Genomic DNA, 20,788 nt, shown 5'->3' on the forward strand with positions numbered 1-20,788 from the left:
ACAATGGAGGTATTTATATATTGTTTGAACCATGATTTAAAGTGAATTGTTCATTATAGATCAAAATTTTCTATTATAATACAGAAAAATAACCAAACATAGTATATACAAACACAAAACATACAGTCATTCAATTGTAATTTTAATATATGTACCAACACGAAGTTCTCATTATATTCACAAAAAATCCCGCTTTAGGAAAGGTAAAAACCAGATTAGCCAAAACTATTGGCGATCAAAAAGCTTTGGCAGTCTACAATCAATTACTCCAACTCACTCAAAAAACAACTGCTACTCTCCCTTACTTAAAAATAGTTTATTACGATAATTTTGTTGATGAGAACGATATCTGGTTAAATAACTCCTACTCAAAAAAATTACAGAAAAAAGGTTCTCTAGGTGAAAAAATGTATGATGCAATTGATACTGCATTTAATAATAAAGCAAGCAAGGTTGTAATCATAGGAAGTGACTGTCCAGAAATATCACCTAAAATTATAATTGAAGCATTTAATTCACTTAATAAGTTTGATACTGTAATCGGACCAGCAAATGATGGTGGTTATTATTTATTAGGAATGTCTAAATTTATCCCAGATGTTTTTAAAAATAAAAATTGGAGTACCTCAACTGTAAAACATGATACTATATCTGATCTAAAAAATCTTAATAAGTCAATTCATTTTTTACCAGAATTAACAGATATAGATAAAGAGGCAGATTATGAAAAGCTTAAGAAGCTGTTAAATTAATCACTCAATTATTGAGCATATAAATATAATTTATGAAAATATATTAAAAATTTTACTCAATTTTTGATTGTAAAAACCTATTGTACCGTTCTAAAATATTAGAGTTAGATTTCTTATTTACTCAAAGCTCATCCAAATAAATGTGATAATTTTTCACTTTTTGGAAGTTTTCCTATAAAATCGATCAATTCAGATAAATAACTCATCTTAAAATTGCATCAATATATTATAATCTCTCCTGTAATAAGTAAAATTTAAATATTCTAATTAATAATATTATTATTCTAATTTTTGAACAGCTTTTAGAGATCAATAATGGATTTTTTTCGATGAAGCATATAATAATCTAGGTGAAATTTAATTGTCTTAGCCCTTAATGATTACCATTTCCTATTATTTTTTTGCATTTTCTTTCAAAATATTCATTTGCTTGCTCATAATCAGACGCTGTAAGTTTTTAAGCTGAGTTTAAATTTTTTTAGTCTAAAATCTATCTACCTTAGCATCATTCGAAAACAATATACATGTCGTTAACTAAATGTTATTATCTTATGAGAAAGTACAAAATTGGAGACAGCGAACTAATTTCACAGTATAAAGCAGGAAATGAAAAAGCATTCGAAGTTTTACTTGAACGCCATAAAAATAAAATTTATACTACAATTTTGTTGATCGTAAAAGACTCTGATATTGCAGAAGACCTACTACAAGAAACCTTTATTAAGGCTATTAAAACGATCAAATCAGGAAGATATAACGAAGAAGGCAAATTTCTTCCTTGGATCTCAAGAATAGCTCACAACATGGCAATTGATTATTTTAGAAAACAAAAACGCTATCCAACTATTGTTATGGAAGATGGAAGCAATGTTTTCAATACTTTAGATTTTGCTGAGGACTCTTTCGAATCTCGCCAAATCAAATCAGAAACTCATGCTAAATTAAGAGAGCTTATTCAAAACCTACCAGATGCACAAAGAGAAGTACTTATGATGCGTCATTATATGCAAATGAGTTTTCAAGAAATTGCAGAAATCACAGGAGTTAGCATCAATACTGCACTTGGTAGAATGCGTTATGCATTAATCAACTTAAGAAAGCAAATGAATCAAAGTGATAAAAACTTTGAAAAAAACGGTAAATAAATGCCATATAAAAAAATAAGTTTTGATAACCCTTTTACTTTGAGAGATTATTGAACAGATACTACAAGCTAATTTATTTTTTTATATAATTTAAAAGTTGTGAGCTGATCTAAAAAAGGTCAGCTTTTTTTATTTATAAATTCCTCAATTTTTCTTAAAAAGATTTATTTAATTTAAAGAAACAAGCTAAAAACAAATTTCTGATGGCAAAAAATATTGTTGTCCTATCTGATGGAACTGGACAGGAAGGTGGAGTTGGATACAATACGAATATTTATAAAATTTTTAATATGCTAGAAGACAGAACTCAACGTCAAATAGCATTTTACGATCCGGGACTTGGTACAGATAGGAAAAAACTTGCTGGATTAATAACTGGAGCTGGAATCTCCAAAAACATTCTAGATTGTTATAATTTTATTTTTGAAAACTACGAAGCTGGAGATAAGATTTATCTATTTGGATTTAGCAGAGGTGCTGCTACTGTGAGAAGTTTATCTAGTTTTATTCACCTTTTCGGAATATTACCAAAATCCAGACCCGATTTAATAAAAAAAGCATTTCAGATTTATAAAATTGCGAATGACAATAAAAGAATTAAAGAAGCAGAGGGTTTTATTGCTAAACACCATACAATGTGGACTAGAATCCATTTTATTGGTTGTTTTGACACTGTTGCTGCTCTTGGTTTTCCGTCTAAATTCTTAAATGCAATTCTAGAGCGAATTCCTTGGTATAGAAACTCTTTTCATAATTTTAAACTCAGCGAGAGCATAGAAAATGCCTACCATGCCCTATCTATAGATGATGAAAGAAAAACTTTCCATCCAGTTTTATGGGATGCTGATATTATTCAAAATGAAAAGATCAATCAAAAGCTCTTACAAGTTTGGTTTTTAGGAATGCATACAGATGTTGGTGGTGGGTATAAAACTACTGACTTATCGGACATATCTTTGGTTTGGATGCTCGATAAAGCCATTAAACATGGTATAAGAATATATCCAAAACATAAGATTAAGATGAATGAGTTACCAAACGGGTTTATGAATAATTCTAGGCAAGATGGATATAGTCGCTTTTTTAAAAGAAAAGTAAGATACTGGCCAAAAAACAGACTAGATAAGCCAATCATTCATGAAAGTGTGTTTTCAAGAATAAATAATTTTAACAATACTGATAATCCTAAATACACTTCCTGGATTTTTGAATGCGAACATGGAAAAGAAGCTTGGATTAAATATAGAGATCAAACTTGGTGGAATGAATAAGAACCCATCTTAATAATTTAAGATGGGTTCTTACCGTATCACTTTTCTTAAAAGCTTTTGAACTCTATTTACATTTTTCTAATCTCTCGATAAGATTATCTATCTCATTAAGCCATTTATCATAGTCATCAGACTCACTCCAAATCTGAAGCAATTCTGACCTACTATATTTTTTAATTTTCTTGACAGCTTTTTGTGCTCTTAAGATAAGATCTTCACTTAGATCAGATTTTATACTTTCAAAATCTATTAAAGGCAAATCGTCATCATCATCTTCCCCTTCGTGATATTCTTTATCAGGAAAATCTTTTGACTTAAAGCCAGATGCTGCGCAAATAATTTCTGCAGTAACCAAAGCTCCAGAACATATTTCATGTTCTAAAAAGTCTTCAATGTCAATTACATCTTCTATTGCTTCTTCGAGTGTCTCGAATGATTGACTACCAGCACAAAACTCATCATACCAATCACAAGAAGCATCATCTTCAAAGATTCTGTAACCCCAAGTACCCATGAAAATTGAATTGTATTATAAGATTATTTAAATGAAAAAATTAATTACTGTTGCAATATAAATAATTTAGGCAATCTGATAAATGCAAAAAATAAAAAATTGCCCAATACACTAAGTATTTTTTTAAAATAACATGCATCAGGCTATTTTCTTATATCATTTATCGTATAATATTTAAATTTTTGAAACGAATTCATATCCTATATCATCGACTTTATGCTTTATCTTTTCGATATCCAATTTTTCCCCGCTTATCATTACCTCTTCGTTTTCTAGATTAACCGTAGCTGAGTTAACTCCTTCCATTGCATTAATATTTCGCTCAACATTTGCTTTGCAATGGTTACATGTCATCCCTTTTACTTTTATTTTAATTGAATCCATATCACTATCAATAATTGGAGTTACAACTTTGTCTTTTTTAACATAGCCATATATTATTAATAAAACTAATGTTATTGCTGAAATATAATTAATCCAATTAGGAAGAATGTGAATAGCATGTTGTTGAATAGTGCCCAAACCTGCTATAGAAAACCAAGAAGCTGGCAATAAATAATCAATCATTAAACCGAATATAACTGCTCCAATCATTATTGAAGCTAAATATATGATTAATGTTTTTTTGCCAAGTGTTTTCCCGATTACAGTAATCGTGGCTGCATTAGTTGCTGGTCCTGCCATTAAAAAAACTAACGCTGTACCAGGAGAAATTCCTTTAGCTAACAAAACTGCTGCTATTGGAATAGAACCAGTTGCACATACATATAATGGTACTGAAGCAGCCAAAATAACTAACATACTCAAAAATGGATTGCTTAGATATTCAGCAAAAAAATCATCAGGAATTATCAAAGAAATAAAAGCAGCAATTAGAAGCCCTATAATCAACCATTTTGAAATATCTTTTAAAAAATCGACAAAAGCATATTTCAACATTTTCTTAAATCTATTTTCATTCTTGCTGGTAACCTCTTCAATATTATTTTCTCCAGTTGAGTTAGAAATATTTTTCGCTTCAGCTTGATTAGTAATAAGTCCACCAATATTACCAGTTACAAATGCAATAATGGGTCTGATAAGTGCAAAGGGCAAACCTAAAAGTGCATAAGTAGCTAGTATTGAATCAACTCCAGTTTGCGGTGTCGAGATCAAGAATGACACAGTTGCCCCTTTAGATGCTCCATTTTTATTGAGAGAAACCCCTGTAGGAATAACCCCACATGAGCATAACGGCAAAGGAATTCCAAACAAAGAGGCATTTATTACAGAATTTAAATTATTCTTCCCTATATATTTTACAAGTTTTTGCTGTGGTAAATAAGCATGTAATATGCCTGCAATTAAAAAACCTAATAAAAGATATGGAGACATTTCACTTAACAACCATATCAATTCTTTTATATATAATTCTATGTAATTCATTATTATAGTAATTTAAGTCTAATAGATTAGACATATATTTTTTTAAATGTAAAAAGAATTAGTATTTCTTTTTTTATCTGAAGTAGATTTTAATTCTAAAAAATAGTTCAAATCATTATTTGTATAACTTTGGGCACAATTAACTTTAGAGCTGAATAATTATATTTTAATGATAGAATCGGAAGTATGTATAATTGGTGCCGGACCTGGAGGGTGTTCTGCTGCTATGTTTTTAGATAAAATGGGAATACCCAGTTTACTTGTAGACAAGGCCACTTTTCCAAGAGATAAAATTTGTGGTGATGGCTTAAGTGGCTGGGTTTTAAGTATTTTAAATAAATTAGATCCAGAAATTAATTATACATTTTCAAAAACACCACTGCAAGTTCCTTCTTGGGGAGCAAGATTTATAGCCCCTAACCAACAAACATTAGATGTTCCATTTAAAATCAACGATGCGGTAAACAACAATTTACCAGCGGGCTTTGTATCAAAAAGGGTTCATTTCGATAACTTTTTGATTGAAGAAGTAAAAAAAAGAAGATCAATCAACTTACTTGAAAATACTGAGATTACCGATCTAGAATATGCTGATAATCAGGTTTTACTTACAGATAAAAATGGCGATCAGATTATAAAAACCAAACTAGTAATTTTTGCTAATGGAGCCTATTCAAAATTCAGCAAAAAACTAGCTAATATTCACATGGAAAAAAGACATTATGTAGCCGGCATAAGGTCTTATTTTGAGGGAATTACAGGCATACATGAAAATAATTACATAGAACTTCATTTTCTAAAAGAGTTATTGCCAGGTTATTTCTGGATTTTCCCGCTTCCTAATGGACAAGCTAATGTAGGCTTGGGTATAAGAAGTGATAAAATAAGTAAACAAGGAGTTAATCTTAAAAAGCAGCTTTATCAAATAATAAACCATAACCCTATATTAAAAGAGCGATTTGCTAACGCTAAAGAAATTGATTCACCAAAAGGTTTTGGCTTACCACTCGGATCAAAAAAAAGAAAATTGTCAGGAGATAACTTCATGTTAGTTGGTGATGCTGCTAGTTTGATAGACCCATTTACAGGAGAAGGAATTGGAAATGCGATGGCTAGTGGTATGTATGCCGCAATACATGCAGAAAAATGCTTAAAAGAGAACAATTTCTCTGCTGATTTTATGAAGGGTTACGACCAATATACATATGGTAAATTAAGTAAAGAACTTCAATTAAGTAAAGCAATGCAAGATTTGCTTAATTACCCATGGCTATTTAGTTTAATAGTGAATAAAGCAATAAAAAATAAAACTTTAAGAGAAACTATATCTTCTATGTTAACAGATATGGAAGTACGAGAACAACTTAAAAAGCCATCTTTTTACTTTAAAGTATTATTTGGCTAAAGAAGTTTTTTACTTATCATTTTAAAAATTTATCAATTGACTTATAATTAGCTAACTTGCAAAAAATTCAATTTCATTTAGTATGGCCAAAATCAAATTGTTAAGCAGTAAGCTCTTAGATATCATGCTGAGTAGACTTTGCCAGCAATTAATTGAAAATCACATAGATTTTAATGATTCTGTTCTACTTGGGATGCAGCCCAGAGGAGTTTTTCTTGCTAAAAGAATTAAAGAACGACTTTCTGAAATGATAAATGTAGATGTACCTGTTGGTTCATTAGATACCACTTTTTACCGAGATGATTTCAGAAGAAGAGATGAACCATTATCACCAAATTCTACGCATGTTCCTTTCATTATAGAAAATAAAAAGGTAATTCTTGTAGATGATGTACTTTACACCGGAAGAACAGTTAGAGCAGCTATTAGTGCTATGCTGGCTTTTGGCAGACCATCTAAAGTAGAGCTTTTTGTTCTAGTAAACAGAAAGTATAGCAGGCATCTACCTATTGAGCCAAATTACGTTGGAAAATCGGTAAATACTATTCAATCTCAAAGAGTAGTAGTAGAATGGATAGAACAGGGATTCGACGAAGATAATATTTGGTTATTTAACCAATGGCAAGGATAATAATTTAAAAATATTTATAAGCACATTATATTTTTCATTCTTACATGGCAAGTTTAAGTGTAAAGCATCTGCTAGGGATAAAAAATTTAGAAAAGTCTGACTTAAATTTAATTTTTGAAACAGCAGATCATTTTAAACAAGTTATAAATCGACCAATAAAGAAAGTTCCTTCGCTTAGAGACATGACGATCGCAAATGTCTTCTTTGAGAATTCAACAAGAACAAGACTTTCATTTGAATTAGCAGAAAAAAGACTTTCTGCTGATGTGATAAACTTTTCATCATCTTCAAGCTCTGTAAAAAAAGGTGAAACACTACTCGACACAGTAAAAAACATACTTTCTATGAAGGTAGATATTATTGTGATGAGACATGCATCACCCGGAGCACCACATTTTCTATCAAATAATATAAATGCACAAGTTGTTAATGCTGGCGATGGAACACACGAGCATCCTACTCAAGCATTATTAGACTCTTATTCCATAAGACAAAAACTTGGTGAAGTTGGTGGTAAGAAAATAGTAATAGTTGGAGATATTTCTCATTCAAGAGTAGCTCTTTCAAACATCTTTGCACTTCTAAAATTAGGTGCAGAAGTAAAAGTTTGCGGCCCTCCTACTTTAATTCCAAAGTACATTACTGAGATTGGTGTTGGATATGAACCAGATATTAAAAAAGCTCTCGATTGGTGCGATGTGGCCAATGTACTTAGAATTCAGTTAGAGAGGCAGAAATCAGCTAATTTCCCATCATTAAGAGAATACTCGATGTACTACGGAGTAAACAAGCAATTACTCGATAGCTTAAATAAGGAAATTGTGATAATGCACCCTGGACCAATTAACAGAGGTGTTGAATTAAATAGTGATGTGGCAGATTCTGAGCATTCTATTATTCTAGATCAAGTAGAAAATGGGGTTGCTGTAAGAATGGCAGTATTATATTTATTAGCTCAGAACTAAAAGTCCTTTTAATAAAAAAAGCCAACTAAATAAACTTTTAGTTGGCTTTTTTTATTTATCTAAATTGAATTTATGCTGCTTCTAATACAAAAGTATAAGTTGGCTCTGTTTTGTCAGTATCAACTGGTACTGTCCATGTTAAAGTAAGTGTTCCTGCAGACTCATCGAAAGAATAAGTTACACTTGAATCTGTCGCTGCTGCATCTTGAAAAACAATTGTACCTGATGAAGTATTTCCGCTAATTGTCCATGTACCACTGCCGGTTGAACCATTATAGTTTGGCGTTTTGCCATCTGTTAATCCCCCAGCAGTTATAGAATAAGTTGTTGGTTCTCCATCAGCACTTGCAAGCGTTAATCTAAAGCTTGAAAAATCAAAAGTTACCGCTTCACTTCCAGTCCCTACATCCTGAGTTGCGCTTTGTACTTTCCAAGATTTTGATATTTTTTCTGCTACTGTTTGTGGTTCAGGATCGCTACCATTATCGCATGCTCCTAAAAATAAAAGCCCTGAAACTGTAAAAGCTAGAAAAAAGTATTTTAAATGCTTCATATTCATTGATTAAAATTAATTTAGGTACTGATCTATAATTGGATGTAAAATAATTTCTAATTAATTAAAAAGTCGTGAAAGATTAATTAAATAAAGTGAATTATTTGAACATATTAACATTAAGTACCTCGCGACAAAAACTATACTCATATTGCTGGTTGGAACAAATTATTAATATTTTATCAATAGTCGCTTTTTCTATATTCTCTAAATACCAACTGGTATTTTCTTTATCTAAATTAGAAGTAGGCTCATCTAAAAATACCACCTTCGAATTTGTAAACATTGCTAGTGCTAACTTGAGTTTTTGCTTCATTCCTGAAGAAAAAAACTTTACAGATAGGTTTTTAACTTTATTAAAGCCTGTATTTTCTAGTAATTCTTTATTTGATAGAGTAAGTTCTTTAAATTTTGAATAGAACTGCAATACTTCTAGTAAAGTAAACTCTTCTATTAATTCTGTGTAGGGACCAGCTAAAGTTATATAGTTAAAAAAATCATCTGCATTAATTTTAGCTCCATCTTGTTTGGAATATTCAATTGTACCTATACTCAATGGAGTTATACCTGCGAGTGCTTTAATTAAAGTAGTTTTGCCAGAACCATTATTCCCAGTTATCGCATAGCTATTACCTTTCTCAAAGCTTGTATCTATGTTTTTGAAAATCCAGTTATGGCCAAACTTTTTACCTGCTCCCTTTACAGTTATTTTCATTTAATGATAACCTTTGATAACTCCTCTTTCTGAATTTTTAATAAAATCAAGAATTTTGCTTTTCTCCTTCGAATCAGGTATTTCTTCTTCAATTAACTTAAGTGCCTGAGCTTTATTATTGCCTTTCAGAAAATAATGCCTATAAACTTCTTGTATTTGATTTATTTTCTCAGGTGAAAATCCACTCCTTTGCAAGCCTACAGAATTTACTCCACTGTAAATCAAAGGTTCTCTAGCTGCTGTAATAAATGGAGGCACATCTTTTCTTACTAAAGAGCCACCTCCAATCATACAATGTGAACCAATTTTCACAAATTGATGTACTGCTGTTGTTCCACCTAATCTGGCAGCTTCTTGGATTGTAACATGTCCAGCAATTTGGCAAGAGTTAGCGATTATACAACCATCTCCTATATGACAATCGTGCGCAATATGTACATAAGCCATTAAAAGACAGTCTGCTCCAATTTCCGTTTTCCAACGGTCGGCAGTACCTCTATTAATAGTTACACACTCTCTCACGACAGTGTTATCACCAATATATGTGTAGGTTTTTTCACCCTGAAACTTTAAGTCCTGTGGTACATTGGATATAACTGCACCAGGATGAATCTTAACATTTTTACCAATTCTGGCGCCTTCCATTATACTAACATTGGGACCAATCCAGCATCCATCTCCTATCTCAACATCCTTTTCGATGGTAACAAATGCCTCTACTTGTACGCCTTCTCCTATTTTTGCTTCAGAATGAATATTTGTATACGGGTGAATCATTCTTATATTATTTTTTCACTAAACCAAAGAACACTGATATTATTAAATATCTTTTTTAACCAAACATGCTGACATGCTGGCTTCACAAACTAATTTTCCGGCAACATAACCTTGCCCCTTCATTTTGGCAATACCTCTTCTTACTGGTGCTAACAACTCGCATTTTAATATTAGCGTGTCGCCTGGTACTACCATTTTTTTAAATCTACAATTATCAATACCTACAAAATAAGTCCAATATTCTTCTGGATTATCAACAGTATTTAATAGAAGGATTCCACCAGTTTGAGCCATAGCTTCAATCTGTAAAACACCTGGCATTACAGGGTTTCCTGGAAAGTGACCTTGAAAGAAAGGTTCGTTAATTGTTACATTTTTTATACCTGTAACAGCATTTTCATCAAGTTGAAAAATCTTATCAACTAATCTGAAAGGGTATGCATGAGGTAATACCTGTCCTATTTGGTTGATGTCCAAAACAGCAGGCATTTTAGGATCGTATTCAGGAACAGCATCTGTTTTCGTATTCTTTTGCATCATTTTCTTAATTTTCTTTGCAAAAGCAACGTTTGCTGCATGTCCTGGACGTGCTGCCAATATCTGACCCTTTATTGGTCTACCAGCTAATGCTAAATCACCTATTAAATCTAATAGTTTATGTCTAGCTGGCTCATTATTATATCTCAGCTCAATATTATTTAAAATACCTTCTGCTTTTACTTCTACTTTAGGTAAGTTAAATAAAGTTGCTAATTCTGAAAGCTCCTCCTCACTTACAACTTTGTCAACCACTACAATAGCATTGTTAAAGTTACCACCTTTAATTAGGTTGTTTTTACGAAGCATTTCTAGTTCGTGAAGAAAACAGAATGTTCTAGACGAAGCAATTTCTTCTGGAAACTGGCTTATATGATTTAAAGAAGCATGTTGGCTACCTAATACAGGAGAATTGTAATCTACCATTACTGTTACTCTGTAATCGTTTAATGGAAGCGCCGCTAACTCAACTTGTCTGTCTTCTTCTTTATAGAAAACACTTTCTGGAATTTCAAAGAAGTTTCTCATCACCCCTTGTTCTTCCAAACCTGCTTCTTTTAAAGACTCTACAAATTTGATTGAGCTACCATCCATAATTGGAGGTTCAGGTCCATCTATTTCTATCAGCACATTATCAATTTGCAAACCTACTAAAGCAGCTAAAGTATGTTCTACAGTATTAACTCTCGCTCCACTTTGTTCTATAGTAGTACCTCGAGAAAGGTCAACTACATTATCAACATCAGCATCAACTACAGGTTCTCCTTCAAGGTCAATTCTCTTAAATTTAATACCGTGGTTAGGTTTAGCTGGCTTAAATGTCATATTAGCCGGCACACCGGTATGCAGTCCCACACCTGAAACTGTTACTTGCTTCTTAATTGTATGTTGTTTCGTATGCATTGTATAAACAATAGTATTATCCTAAACTCTTTTCCAGTTCTTCAATTCGTTTTAATAAATCAGGTAGTTTTCTAAATACTACATAAGATTTCATATACTGCTTAAGGTCAAATGCAGGCCCTCCAAGTACATTTGTACCCTCCTTTTTTATAGAGCTCATAATTCCAGCTTTGGGTCCTAAACCGGTTTTATCAGCAATTTTTAAATGCCCCACTATACCAACTTGCCCTCCTACCATACAATAGTTTCCTATTTCAGCAGATCCGGCAATACCGGCTTGTGCAGCAATTACTGTATTTTTACCAACTTTTACATTGTGAGCAACCTGTATAAGGTTGTCTAATTTTGTGCCTTCTTCAATTATAGTAGATCCTGTAGTAGCACAATCTATTGCTGTATTTGCTCCTACATCTACGTGGTCTTTAATTACTACATTACCTATTTGAGGGATTCTCTTATAGCTTCCATCAGGCTGAGGAGCAAAACCAAACCCTTCGCTACCGATAACCACACCCGACTGAATGGTTACATAACTTCCTAATTCAGTTCTTGCATTTATTTTTGCACCGGCATAGATAATTGTATTATCTCCAATAGTAACATCATCTCCAATAAATGCCTGTGGATATATTTTGCAATTATCCCCAATTTTTACATTTTCTCCTATGTAAGCGAACGCTCCAACATAAATTTTTTCGCCTAATTTCGCAGAAGAGCTAATGTATGAAGGTTGTTCTATGCCAGTTTTTTGCATTTTAACCAGTCGCTCATACTCTTCGAGCAATACACTAAAAGACTGGTAAGCATCTTCTACTATTATTAAAGAGGTTTTTACTTCTTTCTTTGGGTCAAAAGATTTGCTTACGATTACTGCACTAGCTTCAGTATCGTAGATAAATTTTTCGTATTTAGGATTGGCCAGAAAAGTAATAGCACCTTTTTTCCCTTCCTGAATTTTACAAATCGTATGAACCTTTTCACTTTCGTTGCCTCTTACTTCTCCTTTTAATAGATGGGCAAGTTCCTGAATGGTAAATTCCATTAACTCTAAAATAATCTAAAAAAAACAGGAATTTTTATCTCTTTGCTTCCTGAAAAATAATTTAATTCACAAAGATAAAACTTTAGGGTAGCATAGATAAAATTTTTTAACAATTTTACTCAAAGCTTCAATATTTGGCAGATCCGAAGCCTTGGCAACATCTATAATCTCTCCTTTTTTGGATTTAATGAGGATATTTTGATTTTGAGAAACATAAGCTTTATTTGTTATTTTCCCTTTTGTACAGAAAAATTTAGCATCTTCTAGAGATATTCCCATTTTTTTGGATAATGATTCTCTAATTGATGAAATATTTTTTTCTACTGACTTTTTATTAGTTAATTCCACTCTAAAAAGCCTTCTTTCTAATAACATTCTACTTAACTCAGACAGAACCTTGTCATCGTGGTCTGCCCAAACTTTAATACTACCCCAAATATCAAAATCATCTAATCGGGCGAAGTATTCCAGATACTCAGGTTTTTCTTTAAAATCTTCGAAGCCAATACTTGCATTCAAGAAAAAACTTAATGGCTTTGAGCTAAATACATCAACACCTTTCTGAGCAAGATACTTTGCTCTTTTAATTATCTGAATGAGCATTTGCTCAGTGCTAAGCGTAGTTTTATGAAGATATACTTGCCAATACATCAACCTTCTGGCATTTAGGAAGTTTTCGATACTATATATACCTTTTTCTTCTACTACTATTTGATCGTCATGCACATCTAGCATCCGCACGATTCTATCAAAACCGACTTTTCCTTCAATTACCCCAGTAAAGTAACAATCTCTTTGTAGGTAGTCGAGCCTATCCATATCTAACTGGCTAGACACTAATTGATGAAAAAACTTTCTATGATAATTATTTGTGAAAATAGCGATGGCTATATCTAAGCTATTATTAAACTCATTATTGAGTTTATTCATAATAAGAATAGACATATCTTCGTGATGAACACCTCTTAGAATACTACGCTCTAGAGCATGAGAAAAAGGTCCGTGCCCAATATCATGCAATAAGATTGCTAATAAAGCACCTTCGAACTCTTCTTCACTTATTTCTTGCCCCTTATTTCTTAATACATTTAGTGTAACTCCCATTAAATGCATTGCCCCCAAAGCATGATGGAACCTGGTATGCAATGCTCCAGGGTACACAAAGTCTGTTAGACCAAGTTGTTTTACTCTTCTAAGTCGCTGAAAATAGGGATGTTGTATTACATCAAATATTAAATCTGAATTGATAGATATAAACCCGTAAACCGGATCATTAATGATTTTTTTTTTCTTCATTAAACTCTAATAGAATAAACCAACTGTAAATATAGCTCTCACACGACTTTGATTTACAGAAGCAACAGGATTAACTTCTTGACCACTATTATAATCATATAATTCATAAGGTCTCACTTCTGATGTATACCTATTGGCAACAACTGCAAAATCGGTGTAAAAATCTCTCTTTCTAAGTCCTGCACCTAATGTAAAACTCATTACATCATTGCCTAGTCTATCATCAGCAGCATATGGATCTCCATAGTAGGCAAATCCACCTCTAAACCTAAACATATCCATTCTATATTCTCCACCCACTCTAAAGTTTACAATACTTTTATAAATTTCCTGAGTTACATCATTATCTCCAACAAAATCGAAACCTGCATCATAGCCATCAATCGCATATCTAGGATTATTCAACCTTGAAGAACCATAGTTTAAATATTCTATATCTGCTGTTACAAATCCATTTTTACCAAAGAAATATGCAACCCCTCCATTTATTCTCGCCGGAGTTTTTAAACTAAAATATATTTCGTCGTACAAAGCTTCTTCGCTGAAATGATTTAAGAGAGTATAATTCTCTGTACCATCAGTATTGTATCCATCGAAAATTGTTACATTATTCCAGTAAGTGTATAATTCTTCGTCAAAAACCTCATTGAGTCTATACCAAGTTGGAGTTACTCCGCTTATGCCAAATCTCAATCTATCTGATGCTCTGTAAATAAGACCAGCTTTAAAGTTAACCCCTATTCCATTTTGTGTAAGTCTGTCAATATAAACTAACTCACTAAATGGTGAAGAAGCATCTGATACGGACTCTCTGTATTCTCTTTCTCTTGTATAGTTAATCGTTTGCACACCAATTCCTAAACCATAATACAGTTTATCATCGTAGTTTCCACCATAAGAGAAGTTCCACTCATATTGGGCTCCTTTGGTAGTTATTTGTTCTTGCTGAAATGTTGGAAATTCTTGTGGTGTAGCAATAGGTGTGGTGTAGTTGTCAAAATTTTGAGGGTCATCATAATTAGGCCCTATTAAATAGGTAAAATACGCTAATCCTAAATAATCAAATACACCATTTTCACCTTGTTGGTCTAACTCATCCCAAGATACTCCATCTGCCTGCTGCAAAAATGAATCAACTAGCTGTGTAGAATCATTTGTACCCCTATAGGTAATGCTATTATTAAAATCGTTAATTCTACTTACACTAATGGCAAAAGAACCACCAAAGTTGCTACTCATGCCATTGCGTGCTTTTGAGAAAATAGCACCAAGAGAACCAAAGTTAAAATTAAACCTAGAATCTGTGGTAGACTCAGAAAGGTTACGAGGATAAGTATAGTAATCTGAATTAGTATTATTAAAACCAAGAGCTGGAGATATAATAATTTCTGATCTTCTATTAAATCCTAAACCTGCTGGATTTGTAATTGCATTTGATAAATCACCTCCTATCGCCACTGAAGCCCCGCCAAATCCTTGAGTCCTTGCAGTACCTCCAAATGTAGTTTGCGAATATCTTAAAGCATCTCTGTAATATTGAGCACTAGCTTTATTAGTAAAACAGATTATTGATAATATCAACAGGGAAAAATAAAATCCGTTTTTTAACATATGTCTTCATTTATAATTTCAGATAATTATTTCTTATTAAATAAAAAAGCGAACTTATTAAAATAAGTTCGCTCTATTTATATAGTATTATAAATTTTATTGTCTACCTCTTCTAACAGGAGCACTGCTTCTGCTAGCTCCGCTTGATGAAGAACTTCTACCTGTACTGAACGAAGAAGTTGTTCTTCTTGAAGGTGAAGAGTATGAATTATTATTAAACGAATTTCTTCCAGAATTATAATTCGAAGAGTTTCTAGTACCAAATGATGAGCTACTACTTCTACCACTTGAATAAGAAGATCTGCTATTGTTAGAATTTGTATAAGAACTAACTCTACCGTTTGTTCTATTGTTTACCCTTTCTTGAATTTGTTCGATATTTCTTATTCTCGAGTTTGCAGCTCTGCTAGCATTAGAAGATGGAGTGTAAGAAGAAATTTTATTAGAATTTACAGTTCTGTCACTGTATCTAGAGTAAGCAGCATTACCTCTGCTAATTCTATTTTCTACACTTCTTACATTATTTTCGATTACTACAACAGTTGGTCTTCTAGAATATCTGTTATAATATCCCATACCTCCATAGTAACCATAACCATAGTACGATGCATAATATGGATCGTAATAAGGGCTATAAAATGGATCATAGTAAGGTGAACCATAACCCATGTTGTACATTCCATACATACTTCCAAAGCCTAAGCTCATAGAAAGTCCCCTTCTAAAACCTCTATTATATGCCCATGGATTTGAATAACCTGAATAATATGGACTAAAGAATGGATCGTTAAATCTAGAATAAGCGCCATTATAGCCATAATATGGATTACCATAATAGCCATATGGGTTATTTACATAGTTAGAACCGAAGACATAATTTTCGTCATATATATTATCAAGCTGATCCTCAGAATAATAGTTATAGCTACTGTTTTCAACAATAGCATCACCATTATAATCAGGATTGGCATATTTAGAAGTTGAATTTTCCTGAAAATTTACGCTAGGTTTTATTCTTACATCATCTGATATAGAAGCTGGTGTGCTTCTGTCAGTTGTGAAAAAATAAGTATCATCCCACTCCTGCGATACCTGAGCAAAAGAAGATGCTCCTGTAAACAGAAAAGAGACTGTTAATAATTTTATAAATGTTTTCATAGTGTATGAACAGTTAATAAAAGCACTTAGTTTACTTGAAAGGCCTGCTAAAAAAAACATATATTTGCCCTTCGTTATAATTAATGACACTAAATGTACTAAAAAGGTTGTAATACTAACAAATATAACGTTTAGTATTGTACCAATCAATTATAGTAACAATTTATATTAAAAATCAATTCGAATTTAAAAATGGCAAAAGGGATACCAAAAAGAAGTGAAAATTACCCAATATGGTATCAGGAGTTGGTTAAAAGAGCCGATTTAGCTGAAACCTCTTCTGTAAGAGGCTGTTACGTAATTAAGCCTTACGGATTTGCAATATGGGAAAAAATGCAGGCAGCTTTAGACAAAATGTTTAAAGACACTGGGCACACAAACGCGTACTTTCCTTTATTTATACCGAAATCTTTTTTAAGCAAAGAGGCAGATCACGTTGAGGGCTTTGCTAAAGAATGCGCGGTAGTTACACATTACAGATTAAAAAATTCTGATGATGGTAACGGTGTAGTGGTAGACCCCGAAGCCAAACTTGAAGAAGAGCTTATAGTAAGACCTACTTCTGAAACAGTTATTTGGAGTACATACAAAAACTGGATTCAATCTTATAGAGATTTGCCGTTGCTAATTAACCAATGGGCAAATGTTGTAAGGTGGGAAATGAGAACTAGACCATTCTTAAGAACTGCTGAATTTTTATGGCAAGAAGGCCACACAGCACATGCTACGAAAGCTGAGGCAATAGAAGAAACAGAAAGAATGCTAGGTGTTTATGCCACTTTTGCAGAAGAGTTTTTAGGATTACCAGTAATAAAAGGGACTAAAACTGCATACGAAAGATTTGCAGGTGCAGAAGATACTTTATGTATCGAGGCAATGATGCAAGATGGCAAGGCATTACAAGCTGGTACTTCTCACTTCTTAGGACAGAATTTCGCAAAAGCTTTTGATGTACAATTCCTAAATAAAGACAATAAACAAGAACTAGTTTGGGGTACATCTTGGGGTGTAAGTACTAGATTAATGGGTGCATTAATTATGGGGCATTCAGATGATGATGGACTTGTTTTACCTCCAAAACTAGCACCTATCCATGTTGTTATAGTACCTATTTACAAGAGTGATGATCAGCTTCAAGCTATTTCTGAAAAAGCTGCGCAGATCAAAAAAACACTCGAAGCCAAAGGGCTTACTGTTAAATTTGACGATAGAGATACCTACAAACCAGGCTACAAATTTAATGAGTGGGAACTAAAAGGTGTACCAGTAAGATTAGCTATGGGCCCTCGCGATTTGGAAAATGGAACAGTAGAGATTGCCAGAAGAGACACCAAAGAAAAACAGATGGCTAATTTCGATGAAGCAGAAGCTATTGTAATAGATTTGATGGATAAAATCCAGAAAAACATCTACCAAAAAGCACTCGATTTTAGAATCGAAAACACCAGAACAGCAGATACGTTTGATGAATTTAAACAACTGCTCAAAACCAAAGGTGGCTTTATAAAAGCTCATTGGGATGGCACCACTGAAACTGAGCTTAAAATAAAAGAAAAAACCAAAGCTACTATCAGATGTATCCCTTTTGATGAACCTGAAGAAGAAGGCGTTTGCATCTACTCAGGTAAACCATCTAAAAGAAGAGTACTGTTTGCTGTAGCATATTAAACAGGATTTTTAACTTAAAAAAGCACTTTATGACATAGTCTAAAGTGCTTTTTTTGTTTACAATGTTTCTATTTTTATCCCTTTTACTGGCTTTTTTCTCATAATTACCGTTACTTTTAATGTTCCTATTTTTTGAGCTGTTGTTACAGGATATTTTTTAGACTGAGTGATCATGAAGACAAGTTTCAATGATATTTTTATTTCTTATGGTAGAGGTAGTGAAAATAGTCCAGGAAGTAAAAGTTTCTCCATTAAACTACACCAAATACTAGAGTCTAAGGGATTTGATGTCTGGCTTGACAACGAAGATATCCCCCATGCTGTAGATTATCAGAAAGAAATAAACGAAGGTATAAAAAACACCAAAAACTTTATTTTTATAATTTCTCCACATTCGGTAGCTTCCGTTTACTGCCTTAAAGAAGTCGACTTAGCAGTTGAACTCAACAAAAGGATTATTCCAATTCTTCACATTACTCCCGAAAAAAAACTTTTAGAAGACAGCCTTCATCCTGTTATAAAAAAATTGAATTGGGTTTATTTCGATGAGGAAACCCAATTCGATAAATCTATAGCACAATTAGAAAATGCTATTTCTACAGATCAAGATCATCTTTCTAGACACACAGAATACACTTCTCAAGCTGTAAACTGGCAAGAAAATGACAGGAATATCGACTTGCTTATTCGTGGAGGAGCATTAAAAAAAGCAGAAAAATGGCTTAAAGAGGCAAAGATCACTCAAAAAGAACCTGCTCCTTCTAAGATTCAAGAAGAATACATTATAAAATCTAGGAAAGATAGCAATTTTAGAATGTTCAGAAGAATTGCGGCCATAGTCGTTTTTATTCTGGTAAGCTCTACTCTATCGTTGGCTTTATACTACAGCCAACAAGAAAAGATTGCTACCGCAGAAGCTTTATTAAACTTGCGAAAAGCAACTTCTAATGAATTGATTGCAAAAGCTAGTGCCATCCAATGCGAAGAATCTGAGGAAGCAGGACTAAAAGTTGCAGCATTGGCTTATGAAGCAGATACCACAAACTTAATGGCAAAAACAGCTTTGTATGATGCTTATTACAAAACCTTTACTGCCGAAGCAAATGAGAAAAGCATTAGCAATTGGAGCGACAAAACTCAGCAAAATACCGATGGTTTATATGCAGAATTAGGTGGCAATAACGAAATAAACATCTACAATGAAAACGGAGAGCGTTATGCTACTTTCAAAACAGCAAAAAATATTCAGGGAGTTTACATGGATACTGCTGAAGATATAGTTTATGCAAAAACAGATCAGGGAGAAACACTAGCTTACCACCTCAATACAGATTGGATTTTAAAAAACATGGATAATAAATCTGTACCTCAGTTAGATCAAAAGCAGTTAAAAAAATATGGTATAAGAGCAGACTTAAACACAAGATTAGAAAGTAAACTTTCAGGATTTAAATCAGAAGCTAGATCGAGAAAAGAGAGCAGTTCGGTTACACCAAGCAGTTCTACTCAACAATCTCAGCAAAAAGAGGAAAACACAAAAAGCAGTACTACCCAAAACAACCAACCTACTACATCATCAAATTCAAACAGTACAAATGATGTAAAAGAAACCATTACTAATTTATTCGAGAGTAAAGATAGAGCTGTAATTTCAGAAGCTTTTAAAGCACAGTTACAGAAATATCAAAATGCTATGGATAATGAGAAAATAGCAGCAGCAGAAGAGCTTTACAAAATTGCTAACTATGCTTATGAAGTATTTCCTGATCAGAATGACATTAAAAATGCTTTAACTAGAAGTATCGTTTATCTCGCAAATGAAAACCTCGCCAAAAATAATAATGATCAAGCGATTAACTTGGCCAATAAAGGTTTAGAACTCACACCAAATTTTGCTGCTTTAGAAAAAATAAAGATTTCTGCATTGCTAAAAAGTAACAATCTAACCGAAGCACAAAAAATGGCGGAGCCCTTACTCAACAAAACGAATAATGGTGCGACTTTAAAGGAACAACTTATTAAAGAAATAGAGGAGGATAAAATAACTGGTAGAATAACTACAGCTCAACAGCGCTTTCAAAAATTGTTGACAACCCCATTAGAAGTTCAAGGCATTCTAATAAACGATCGATCTGAAGTAACAACAAATGCAGAGGTAAGCCTGAAAATTTATGCAAGCGGTGCTAGCGAAATGATGATTTCAAATACACCTCAATTTAATGATGGTTCAACTTGGGAAAGATTTCAAAGCACAAAACAATGGAAGTTACAGCAAGGCCAAGGCAAAAAAACTGTCTATATTAAATTTAAGGATTCCAACGGAAATGTGTCTGCTGTGTATCAGCAATCAATTTTGCTAACCAGATATTAATTAAACTTAAAAAAAGCCCTTTGCTAACAAGTAGAAAACTTTCTAACAA

At 32.8% G+C, this 20,788-nt stretch carries 18 protein-coding genes; 8 read left to right on the forward strand and 10 right to left on the reverse strand.

Annotated elements, in window-relative coordinates:
* The first annotated feature begins 149 nt into the window (after positions 1-149).
* From OQ292_RS00925 to OQ292_RS00935, 3 genes are all read left to right on the forward strand, one after another.
* A complete protein-coding gene (locus tag OQ292_RS00925; protein WP_284684167.1) occupies positions 150-752 on the forward strand; it encodes a TIGR04282 family arsenosugar biosynthesis glycosyltransferase in 603 nt (200 codons plus the stop codon).
* A gap of 551 nt (positions 753-1,303) precedes the next feature.
* Positions 1,304-1,897 carry an RNA polymerase sigma factor gene (locus OQ292_RS00930; protein WP_284684168.1) on the forward strand — a complete coding sequence of 198 codons (594 nt, stop codon included), beginning with the start codon at positions 1,304-1,306 and terminating at the stop codon, positions 1,895-1,897.
* 203 nt (positions 1,898-2,100) lie between these two features.
* Entirely contained in the window at positions 2,101-3,168 is a 1,068-nt protein-coding gene (locus OQ292_RS00935; RefSeq protein ID WP_284684169.1) for a T6SS phospholipase effector Tle1-like catalytic domain-containing protein, read from the forward strand.
* 64 nt (positions 3,169-3,232) lie between these two features.
* Here the strand turns inward: OQ292_RS00935 and OQ292_RS00940 are convergent, their stop codons facing one another.
* A complete protein-coding gene (locus tag OQ292_RS00940; RefSeq protein WP_284684170.1) occupies positions 3,233-3,682 on the reverse strand; it encodes a DUF4259 domain-containing protein in 450 nt (149 codons plus the stop codon).
* Between the two features lie 174 nt (positions 3,683-3,856).
* Entirely contained in the window at positions 3,857-5,107 is a 1,251-nt protein-coding gene (locus OQ292_RS00945) for a permease (protein WP_284684171.1), read from the reverse strand.
* A 169-nt stretch (positions 5,108-5,276) separates the two neighbouring features.
* Here OQ292_RS00945 and OQ292_RS00950 point away from each other — a divergent pair, with 169 nt between their 5' ends.
* From OQ292_RS00950 to OQ292_RS00960, 3 genes are all read left to right on the forward strand, one after another.
* Complete coding sequence (locus OQ292_RS00950) at positions 5,277-6,512, forward strand: NAD(P)/FAD-dependent oxidoreductase (RefSeq protein ID WP_284684172.1); 1,236 nt, start codon at positions 5,277-5,279, stop codon at positions 6,510-6,512.
* Positions 6,513-6,594: 82 nt separating this feature from the next.
* A complete protein-coding gene (gene pyrR, locus OQ292_RS00955; protein ID WP_284684173.1) occupies positions 6,595-7,143 on the forward strand; it encodes a bifunctional pyr operon transcriptional regulator/uracil phosphoribosyltransferase PyrR in 549 nt (182 codons plus the stop codon).
* Positions 7,144-7,187: 44 nt separating this feature from the next.
* Positions 7,188-8,108 (forward strand): aspartate carbamoyltransferase catalytic subunit, encoded by a 921-nt coding sequence (locus tag OQ292_RS00960; RefSeq protein WP_284684174.1) that lies wholly within the window; start codon positions 7,188-7,190, stop codon positions 8,106-8,108.
* Positions 8,109-8,178: 70 nt separating this feature from the next.
* Here the strand turns inward: OQ292_RS00960 and OQ292_RS00965 are convergent, their stop codons facing one another.
* From OQ292_RS00965 to OQ292_RS01000, 8 genes are all read right to left on the reverse strand, one after another.
* On the reverse strand, positions 8,179-8,661 hold the full coding sequence (locus OQ292_RS00965) for a hypothetical protein (protein ID WP_284684175.1): 483 nt from the start codon (positions 8,659-8,661) through the stop codon (positions 8,179-8,181).
* A gap of 100 nt (positions 8,662-8,761) precedes the next feature.
* Entirely contained in the window at positions 8,762-9,376 is a 615-nt protein-coding gene (locus tag OQ292_RS00970) for an ABC transporter ATP-binding protein (RefSeq protein WP_284684176.1), read from the reverse strand.
* On the reverse strand, positions 9,377-10,153 hold the full coding sequence (lpxA, locus tag OQ292_RS00975) for an acyl-ACP--UDP-N-acetylglucosamine O-acyltransferase (RefSeq protein WP_284684177.1): 777 nt from the start codon (positions 10,151-10,153) through the stop codon (positions 9,377-9,379).
* Positions 10,154-10,195: 42 nt separating this feature from the next.
* Positions 10,196-11,593, reverse strand: a complete 1,398-nt coding sequence (locus tag OQ292_RS00980; protein ID WP_284684178.1) for a bifunctional UDP-3-O-[3-hydroxymyristoyl] N-acetylglucosamine deacetylase/3-hydroxyacyl-ACP dehydratase — start codon at positions 11,591-11,593, stop codon at positions 10,196-10,198.
* A gap of 16 nt (positions 11,594-11,609) precedes the next feature.
* Positions 11,610-12,635, reverse strand: coding sequence for a UDP-3-O-(3-hydroxymyristoyl)glucosamine N-acyltransferase (gene lpxD / locus OQ292_RS00985; protein ID WP_284684179.1), 1,026 nt, complete (start codon positions 12,633-12,635; stop codon positions 11,610-11,612).
* Positions 12,636-12,701: 66 nt separating this feature from the next.
* Positions 12,702-13,931: an HD domain-containing protein gene (locus OQ292_RS00990; protein WP_284684180.1), complete on the reverse strand. Its 1,230-nt coding sequence runs from the start codon at positions 13,929-13,931 to the stop codon at positions 12,702-12,704.
* Between the two features lie 6 nt (positions 13,932-13,937).
* Positions 13,938-15,542 (reverse strand): OmpP1/FadL family transporter, encoded by a 1,605-nt coding sequence (locus OQ292_RS00995; RefSeq protein WP_284684181.1) that lies wholly within the window; start codon positions 15,540-15,542, stop codon positions 13,938-13,940.
* Between the two features lie 96 nt (positions 15,543-15,638).
* Entirely contained in the window at positions 15,639-16,700 is a 1,062-nt protein-coding gene (locus OQ292_RS01000; protein ID WP_284684182.1) for a hypothetical protein, read from the reverse strand.
* A gap of 192 nt (positions 16,701-16,892) precedes the next feature.
* On the opposite strand from OQ292_RS01000, the gene proS reads away from it, so the two are divergent.
* Together proS and OQ292_RS01010 are read left to right on the forward strand one after the other, a co-directional pair.
* Positions 16,893-18,368 carry a proline--tRNA ligase gene (gene proS, locus OQ292_RS01005; RefSeq protein ID WP_284684183.1) on the forward strand — a complete coding sequence of 492 codons (1,476 nt, stop codon included), beginning with the start codon at positions 16,893-16,895 and terminating at the stop codon, positions 18,366-18,368.
* 172 nt (positions 18,369-18,540) lie between these two features.
* Entirely contained in the window at positions 18,541-20,739 is a 2,199-nt protein-coding gene (locus OQ292_RS01010) for a toll/interleukin-1 receptor domain-containing protein (RefSeq protein ID WP_284684184.1), read from the forward strand.
* The last annotated feature ends 49 nt before the right edge of the window (positions 20,740-20,788 follow it).

It is taken from the genome of Chondrinema litorale, from assembly GCF_026250525.1.
GTDB classification, from domain to species: Bacteria; Bacteroidota; Bacteroidia; order Cytophagales; family Flammeovirgaceae; genus Chondrinema; species Chondrinema litorale.